The organism is Frankia sp. CcMO1, assembly GCF_977945845.1.
Map to the genome: position 1 here is coordinate 7,491 of NZ_CDWTMG010000108.1, position 8,106 is coordinate 15,596.

At 70.4% G+C, this 8,106-nt stretch carries 7 protein-coding genes and 1 pseudogene; all 8 read left to right on the forward strand.

Features of this window, described 5'->3' with window-relative positions:
* Positions 1-1,233, forward strand: a 1,233-nt coding sequence (locus AC08OU_RS14110) for a GltB/FmdC/FwdC-like GXGXG domain-containing protein (RefSeq protein WP_476605082.1), incomplete at its 5' end; no start/stop codon positions are given.
* 59 nt (positions 1,234-1,292) lie between these two features.
* Positions 1,293-2,735 carry a glutamate synthase subunit beta gene (locus AC08OU_RS14115; protein WP_476601324.1) on the forward strand — a complete coding sequence of 481 codons (1,443 nt, stop codon included), beginning with the start codon at positions 1,293-1,295 and terminating at the stop codon, positions 2,733-2,735.
* Between the two features lie 152 nt (positions 2,736-2,887).
* Positions 2,888-3,502, forward strand: coding sequence for an adenylate kinase (locus AC08OU_RS14120; protein WP_476601323.1), 615 nt, complete (start codon positions 2,888-2,890; stop codon positions 3,500-3,502).
* Positions 3,503-3,505: 3 nt separating this feature from the next.
* Positions 3,506-5,707 (forward strand): phosphoinositide-specific phospholipase C-related protein, encoded by a 2,202-nt coding sequence (locus tag AC08OU_RS14125; RefSeq protein WP_476605083.1) that lies wholly within the window; start codon positions 3,506-3,508, stop codon positions 5,705-5,707.
* 92 nt (positions 5,708-5,799) lie between these two features.
* Positions 5,800-6,255, forward strand: coding sequence for a tellurite resistance TerB family protein (locus AC08OU_RS14130; protein WP_462202971.1), 456 nt, complete (start codon positions 5,800-5,802; stop codon positions 6,253-6,255).
* 90 nt (positions 6,256-6,345) lie between these two features.
* Complete coding sequence (locus tag AC08OU_RS14135) at positions 6,346-7,119, forward strand: sulfite exporter TauE/SafE family protein (RefSeq protein WP_476601321.1); 774 nt, start codon at positions 6,346-6,348, stop codon at positions 7,117-7,119.
* A 258-nt stretch (positions 7,120-7,377) separates the two neighbouring features.
* Complete coding sequence (locus tag AC08OU_RS14140) at positions 7,378-7,632, forward strand: type IV toxin-antitoxin system AbiEi family antitoxin domain-containing protein (protein WP_476601320.1); 255 nt, start codon at positions 7,378-7,380, stop codon at positions 7,630-7,632.
* A 124-nt stretch (positions 7,633-7,756) separates the two neighbouring features.
* Positions 7,757-8,106: pseudogene (locus AC08OU_RS14145) on the forward strand (type IV toxin-antitoxin system AbiEi family antitoxin domain-containing protein); the annotation flags it as partial.

Here is an 8,106-nt window from a genome sequence, read left to right on the forward strand (position 1 = left end):
GACGTCATCGTCGGGGCGCTGCTGGGGGCCGAGGAGTTCGGTTTCGCCACCGCCCCGCTGGTGGTTGCCGGCTGCGTGATGATGCGCGTCTGCCATCTCGACACCTGTCCGGTCGGTGTGGCGACCCAGAACCCGGAACTGCGCAGGCGGTTCACCGGCAGGCCCGAGTTCGTCGAGGCCTTCTTCACCTTCATCGCCGAGGAGGTGCGCACCTACCTCGCCGCGCTGGGCTTCCGCAGCCTGCAGGAGGCGGTCGGCCGGGTCGACCTGCTCGACGCCCGCGCCGCCGTCGACCACTGGAAGGCCTCCGGCCTCGACATCACCCCGTTGCTGCACACCCCGGAGCGGCCCTTCGGCGGCTCGCTGAACTGCACGTCCAGCCAGGACCACGGGTTGGACAAGGCGCTGGACAACTCGCTGATCCAGCTGTGCGAGGGGGCGCTCGACGACGGCCGGCCGGTCTGGCTGGAGATGCCGATCCGCAACGTCAACCGAACCGTGGGCACCATGCTCGGCTACGAGGTGACGAAGCGATTCGGCGCGGCGGGGCTGCCCGACGACACGATCCAGCTGCGGTTCACCGGCTCCGCGGGGCAGAGCTTCGGCGCCTTCGCGCCCCGCGGCATGACGCTGACCCTCGAGGGCGACGCGAATGACTACGCCGGCAAGGGCCTGTCCGGCGGCAAGATCTTCGTCTTCCCGCCGAAGGAGTCCCCGCTGCGGGCCGAGGAGAACATCGTCGCCGGTAACGTCCTGCTCTACGGAGCGACGGGCGGCGAGGCGTTCTTCCGCGGGATCGTCGGCGAGCGGTTCTGCGTGCGCAACTCCGGGGCGACCGCGGTGGTCGAGGGGGTCGGCGACCACGGCTGCGAGTACATGACCGGCGGCACCGTGCTGGTACTCGGGGCCATCGGGCGCAACTTCGCCGCGGGCATGAGCGGCGGCGTGGCCTACCTGTACGACCCGGTCGAGGCGCGGATCAACACCGAGATGGTGGACGTCGAGGCGCTGGGCGACGCCGACGAGACGATCGTGCGGGACCTGCTCGTCCGGCACCGCCGGGAGACCGGTTCGACGGTGGCTGCCCGGCTGTACGCCGACTGGGACACCGTGCGCGGGTCGTTCCGTAAGGTGATGCCACGGGACTACAAGCGGGTGCTGACCGCCATCCGGCAGGCGCAGGAGCAGGGGCTCGTCGCCGACGAGGTCATCATGGCGGCGGCTCGTGGCTGACTGGGCCGCCAAGCACGACCCGACCATCATCGCGATCGCGCGGACCCGACAGGAGCGGCATGGCTGACCCGACCGGCTTCCTCAAGCACCGCAGGGAGCTGCCGAAGCGCCGTCCCGTGGACGTCAGGATCACTGACTGGCGCGAGGTGTACGAGTCGTTCCCCGAGGAGCATCTGCGCACGCAGGCCAGCCGCTGCATGGACTGCGGCATCCCGTTCTGCCACGAGGGCTGTCCGCTCGGGAACATCATTCCGGAATGGAACGACCTGACCCGGCGCGGCGACTGGGTGGACGCCATCGAGCGGCTGCATGCGACGAACAACTTCCCCGAGTTCACCGGGCGGCTGTGCCCGGCGCCGTGCGAGGCGGCCTGCGTGCTCGGCATCGGCGACGATCCGGTGACCATCAAGCAGGTCGAGGTCAGCATCATCGACCGCGCCTGGGCCGACGACACCGTGGTCCCGGTCCCGCCGTCGCTGCGTACCGGCAAGCGGGTGGCGGTCGTGGGCTCCGGCCCGGCCGGTCTCGCCGCCGCCCAGCAGCTCACCCGGGCCGGCCACGAGGTCGTGGTCTACGAACGGGCCGACCGGATCGGCGGCCTGCTCCGCTACGGCATCCCCGAGTTCAAGATGGAGAAGCGGGTCCTGGACCGCCGGCTCGCGCAGATGGCGGCCGAGGGCACGTCGTTCATCACGTCCTGCAACGTCGGCCTCGACATCTCCGTGGACGAGCTGCGTTCCTCCTACGATGCGACGGTCCTCGCCGGGGGATCGACGATCGGCCGGGACCTGCCTGTTCCCGGCCGGGAGCTGGGTGGCATCCATCTCGCGATGGAGTTCCTCGTGCCCGCGAACCGGGTCGCGCAGGGGGATCTGCCCGAGTCGCCCATCTCCGCCAAGGGTAAGAACGTGGTCATCATCGGCGGCGGTGACACGGGCGCGGACTGCCTGGGCACCTCCCACCGCCAGGGCGCGCTCTCCGTGCACCAGCTCGAGATCATGCCCCGGCCGCCGGAGCTGCGGGCCCCGGCCAACCCGTGGCCGTCATACCCGATCATCTACCGGGTCTCCAGCGCGCACGAGGAGGGCGGCGAGCGGGTCTTCGCCGTCTCCACCGAGCGATTCCTCGGTGACGAGGATGGCAACGTGCGGGCGCTGCGCCTGCACGAGGTGCGCCTCGTCGGCGGGAAGTTCGAGAAGGTCGAGGGTACCGACACCGAGGTGCCCTGCCAGCTGGTGCTGCTCGCCATGGGGTTCACCGGCCCGGAACGGCCCGGCCTGCTGACCGATCTCCGGGTGGAGCTGGACGCGCGCGGCAACGTGGCGCGCGACGCCGGGTGGGCCTCCTCGGTCCCCGGCGTGTTCGTCGCCGGGGACATGGGACGCGGGCAGTCACTGATCGTCTGGGCGATTGCCGAGGGACGTGCCGCCGCCGCCGCCACCGACCGCTGGCTGATGGGCAGGACGGACCTGCCCGAGCCCATCACGCCGACGCGTCGCTGACCGGGAGCCGGCCAGCCCCGGCGTGCAGCCGGGACACCGGAGCACTTTTTGGCCGAAGATTCATGTGATCTGTCTTGCTCCATGCCGGATCTGCGGCGATTGACCGGACTCGCCGACCAGCCTGGTGACCTGCGGCGGTACCGTTCAGTGCCATGAGGCTCGTGCTGCTCGGTCCACCTGGCTCCGGCAAGGGAACCCAGGGCGCTCGCATCAGCGCCCGGCACGGCATCCCCTCGATCTCGACCGGCCGGCTGTTCGACCGGCAGATCGCCGCGGGTACGCCGCTGGGCCGTCGCGCGGAGCGCTACGTCCGCGCGGGCGAGCTGGTCCCCGACGAGATCGTGCTCGACATCGTCGCCGACCGGCTCGAGAGTGGCGTCGACTGTGCGGTGGGGTTCCTGTTCGACGGGTTCCCCCGGACCTACCCCCAGGCCGAGGCGTTGGACCGGATGCTCGTGGCGACCTGCGGCCCGCTCGACGCGGTCATCGACCTGGACGTCGACGTCGACGAGGTGCTCGACCGCATCCGGCGCCGGTCCCGCACCGAGGACCGGGTCGACGACGCGGAGGACACCGCCCGTCGCCGGTTGAAGGTCTTCGCGGAGGAGACCGCACCGCTGCGCCGCTACTACCGGCGGGGTGGCCTGCTGCGCACGGTGGACGGTTCCGGCAGCCCGAATGAGGTCGCGGCCCGCATCGAGGAGACGCTGGCGGACGTCGCCCATCCAGCTCTGCGGGCCCAGCCGGGTCTGCCTGTCTGCCGGTAGGCCGTGGGTCGCCGAGGAGGGGAGCGGGGGCGCCTCGCGCACGTCTCCCTCGTCTCCCTCGTCGTGCTCTGCTGGCTGCCGCTGGTCGTCGTCATCACCGCGTGGCGGACCGTGCTGAACCCGGCCTTCTACTCGCAGTCGCTGAACCGGGCCGACGCCTACGACCGCGTCTACACCCAGGTACTGCCCGATCCCGCGGTCGACACGTTGCTGGCCGGCCTCCCGATCGACAGCTCCCTCGTCACCGCGAACCTGCGCACGGTGCTGCCCCCGTCGACGATCCAGGCGATGACCGACGAGCAGATCAACCGGATCGTCGACTACCTGCGGGCCGACACGGACGACGTCGAACTCGCCGTCGACCTCCGGCCGATCTTCGACAACATCTCGGGCCTGGCCAACCGGTACGTCGCCGGTGAACTGGGCGCCGGCACCAGCTACCAGGTCACCACCGTGCAGGAGTTCACCCACGGTGTCGTCACCGCGCTCGACGACATCGCTGCCGGGCGTCCGCCGAAGTCCCTACCCACGATCGAGCTCTCCCCGCAGGACACCGACCGCGTCCTGCCCGTGGTGCTGGGTCGGGTGGACGCCGACACCCGTGCGCGCATCGAGGCTCCGCTGCGCGCCCTGCTGAGGTCGGGCAACATCGCCGGAGCACTGGCGCTGGTCGGTCCGGAGGTCTTCCAGGGCGACGAGACGGCCATTGGCCGGCTCCAGGCGTATCTCCACGGATCCACCCTCGATCTCGGGGTCCGCCTGTCGGATCTGCATGACCGGCCGATGATCGTCGCGATCGGCCGGCTGCACGACGTCGCCGCGACCCTGGTGTGGGTCTCCCTCCTGCTCGCCCTGATCATGACGGCGGCCCTGGCCGGCATCGTCGTGCTGGCCGGGCGGCGGGGGGTGTCCCGGGTCCGGGCCGCGACCGGTGCGGTGGTCCTCGCCGGCGTCGGTGCCGGGCTGCTCGGCGTCGTCCTGCGCATCGCGCTGCCGAATCCGCTGACCTCGCTGGACGGGCCGTCGTCGCCCCTGCCGCCGGGAGCTGGCGCAGTGCTGGTCGACTTCTCCTCGCGCGCCTACGGCACGCTCGAGAGCGGCTTTCTGCGGATCGTGGTCTGGACGCTGGTGGCCGGCCTGGTCGGCTACGGATTGTCGCTGCTCGTCGCGGTGTCCGCTCGGTGGAACCGGACCGGCCGGCGGCGCCGGGTCGCCACGGCGTTCGCCCTCGCGTCGCCTCTGATGATCACTGTGACCTGGACGGCCTTCCCGGGCGCCGCAGCCGAGGCCCGCAAGCTCTGCAACAGCCAGCAGGCGCTGTGCGACCGGCGCTATGATCAGGTGAGCTACCTGGCCACCCACAACGCGATGGCCACCAGTGAGGACCGGTTTCTCGGGCCCGCCCAGGACCCGGCGATCGCGCACCAGCTCGACCTGGGGGTGCGCGCCCTGCTGCTCGACGTGCACCACTGGACATCGCCGACCCAGGTCGACGCCTACCTGCAGACCCTGCCGCCCGCGACCCGCGACGCGCTCGCTCCGCTGACGCGAGGCGCCCGATCGGAACGCCTCGGCACCTGGCTGTGCCATGACCTGTGCCAGCTCGGCTCCCTCGACTTCGTGGCGGAGCTGACCCGGGTCCGGGACTGGATGAACCGCAATCCCACCGAGGTCGTGACGCTGATCATCCAGGATAATGAGGTGCCGGCGAGCGAGATCGCCGGCGGCGTGGCGGCCGCGGGCCTCGCGGGGATGGTGACGACGCCGCCGGAGGATCCGCACGGCCGATGGCCGACCCTGCGCGAGATGGTCGGCTCGGGCCGACGCCTGGTGATCTTCACCGAGCGGCAGGACCTGCCGGGCACGTTCCTGCGCAGCTTCTACCGGTATGCCGAGGATACCCCGTTCGATGCGAAGAAACCCGAGGATCTGCGGACCTGCGCCCGCAACCGGGGCGTGGACGGTGCCTCGCTGCTGCTGATGAACCACTGGCTCACCGCCGCCGCGCCCAGCCGCCGTGCCGCCCTCGGCGCGAACGCCGCCGAGACCGTGTTCACCCGGGCACAGCGTTGTCGCCAGGAGCGCGGGCGGATCCCGACGTTCGTCGCGGTCGACTTCGCCACGATCGGTGACGCGCAGACGGCGGTGGACCGGCTCAACCGCGTTCGCGGCGCCGGCCGTGGTCCCGGCGGTGCCGGTTCCTGACCCTCGGCCAGCCGGTGGGAGCATATCCGGGCGGTCATGCGTTGACCTGCGAGGAATTATCTAGTGATACGTCACCGTGCGAGGGAGCCCAGGTGCCGATCTGGAACCAGCTGCGTCAGTCCGCTCAGACGATGCAGGGCCAGCTGAACGCCAAGAAAAACGACCTGAAGAGCGGTGCCTTCCGCGATGCGAGCATGGCGATGTGCGCGTTGGCCGCTGCGGCGGACGGGACCATCGACCCGGCCGAGCGGCAGCGGGTCGCCGCGCTGATCATCTCCAACGACGTGCTTAGCAACTTTCCCGCGGATGATCTCCAGCGTCGCTTCAACGACTATGTCGGCAAGCTGCAGGCCGATTTCGAGTTCGGCAAGGTCTCCGTTCTCCAGGAGATCGCGAAGACGAAGAAGAAGCCGGCGGAGGCCAGGGCGGTCATCCAGATCGGGATCGTCATCGGCGGGGCCGATGGCACCTTCGACAAGACGGAGCAGGCCGTCGTGCGGGAGGCGTGCTTCGCGGTCGGCATCAACCCGGAGGAGTTCGACCTCTGAGCCGGACCGGCCGCACTGCGCCGAGCCCGTCACCCCGTCACCCCGTCACCCTGAACCCGTCACTCTTCCTTCCATCGGCGTAGAGGACACGTGGGACCAGCCGATGCCCTGCTCGCGGGCGGGGCGGGTCTGCTCGCGGGCGCGGTGAACACGATCGCGGGCGGCGGGACCCTGATCGCCTTCCCGGCGCTGCTCGCCGCCGGTCTGCCGGCGCTGACCGCCAACATCACCTCATCGGTGGGGCTGGTCACCGGGTACGCCGGTGGGGCGCTGGGCTACCGCCGCGAGCTTGCCGGGCAGGCCGTCCGGCTGCGTGCTCTGGGACCGCCGGCTCTGCTCGGCGGTCTGGTCGGCGCCGTCGTGCTGCTGGCCACGCCCTCCGACAGCTTCCGGGTGCTGGTTCCGTACCTGGTGCTGGTCTCCTGTCTGCTCCTGGCGGCTCAGTCCCGGCTCGCGGCCGTGGTGGCACGCCGGAGAGCCAGCACGGCCGTGGTCGACGCCACGGCCCGGGTGACCTGGCCGACCCGGCTTGGGATCTTTGTCGCGGGAGTCTACGGATCGTATTTCGGCGCGGGGCTCGGGGTGCTGCTCCTCGGGGTGCTGGGCATTCTGCTCGCCGACGACCTGCAGCGCACCAACGCGCTGAAGACGCTGCTCGCGTTCGGGGTCAACGCTGTGGGAGTGGCGGTCTTCCTGGTCACCGCGAAGGTCTCGTGGGAGTTCGCCGGCATCCTCGTGCTCGCTTCCCTGTTCGGCGGGACGATCGGTGCCCGGGTGGCTCGCCGGCTACGACCGAACGTTCTACGTGGCGCGGTCATCATGCTCGGTGCGACCGTGGCGATCGTGCTGTTGATCCGTGGCTGAGTAACCTGCTGTCCGTCCAACCTGCTGTCCGTCGATTGTCTTGCGTTAGCGGACGATGCGCGCCGTCGTTATCGTACATTCTCGCAAGCAACTCGGCTAGGTAGCGGCTACGCTCCCGAAGCTAGCTTGAGGAAATGGCTCCGGTGACAGCCGGCTGGGTTATCGGTGGGCCCTACGTTCGCCGTCCTCCTGCGAGGAGTTATCCACAGGTGGCCTGTGGCGCTGGATTACCGGGGCTACCTGATGGATTCTCGGTCCATGACGTTTTCCGCTTCGGCCTCGCCCCCGCCGACCCGTCCCGTGCGCTATCCCGGTTTCGACCCCGCGGTCCGCCTCGCCGGTCGCCAGGGGGGTGCGATCACCTACCGGCAGGCGATGGCCGCTGGGCTGACCCGCGGCCAGCTGCGCCAGCTCGTCCACTCCGGCCAGTGGAGCCATCCGGTGCGCGGTGTCTTCGTCGTACCCCTCGGCCCGACGGAGCTCCCTGGCTCCGTCGACAATCCGGGAGTCTGAAATCCGGGAGAAGGAATCCGCAGGACTTGTCCGGAACGACGTCGCGCGCCGACGAAGAAAGCGCCATGGTGCCATCACCGCGGGCCCCGGGCACGCGGCGCCGATCGTCGGCGATGAAAATACCATGCCGATTCTCCCGGTCTTCTCCTCGCCGTTTTCGGCACGGGTGCGGGCCGCGCTCATCGGGCGTCCCCGAGCCGTCGTCTGCGGGATCACCGCCGCCCGGCTCCACGGTTTTCCGCTCGCGGTTCCGGAAAGCTCCACCGAACCCGTGCACCTCTTTCTTCCGGCTCGGCAGACCCGGGCCCAGCCGCGCGGGATCCGGCTGCACTTCAGCGATCTCGACGCCGACCAGCGCGTCGAGCTGGGTGGGATCCCACTCACCTCGCCGGAGCGGACGCTGGCGGATCTCGTGCTGGCCGCCCAGTCGCGTGAGGCGGCGGTCGCCCACCTGGACGCAGCCCTGCACCGCGG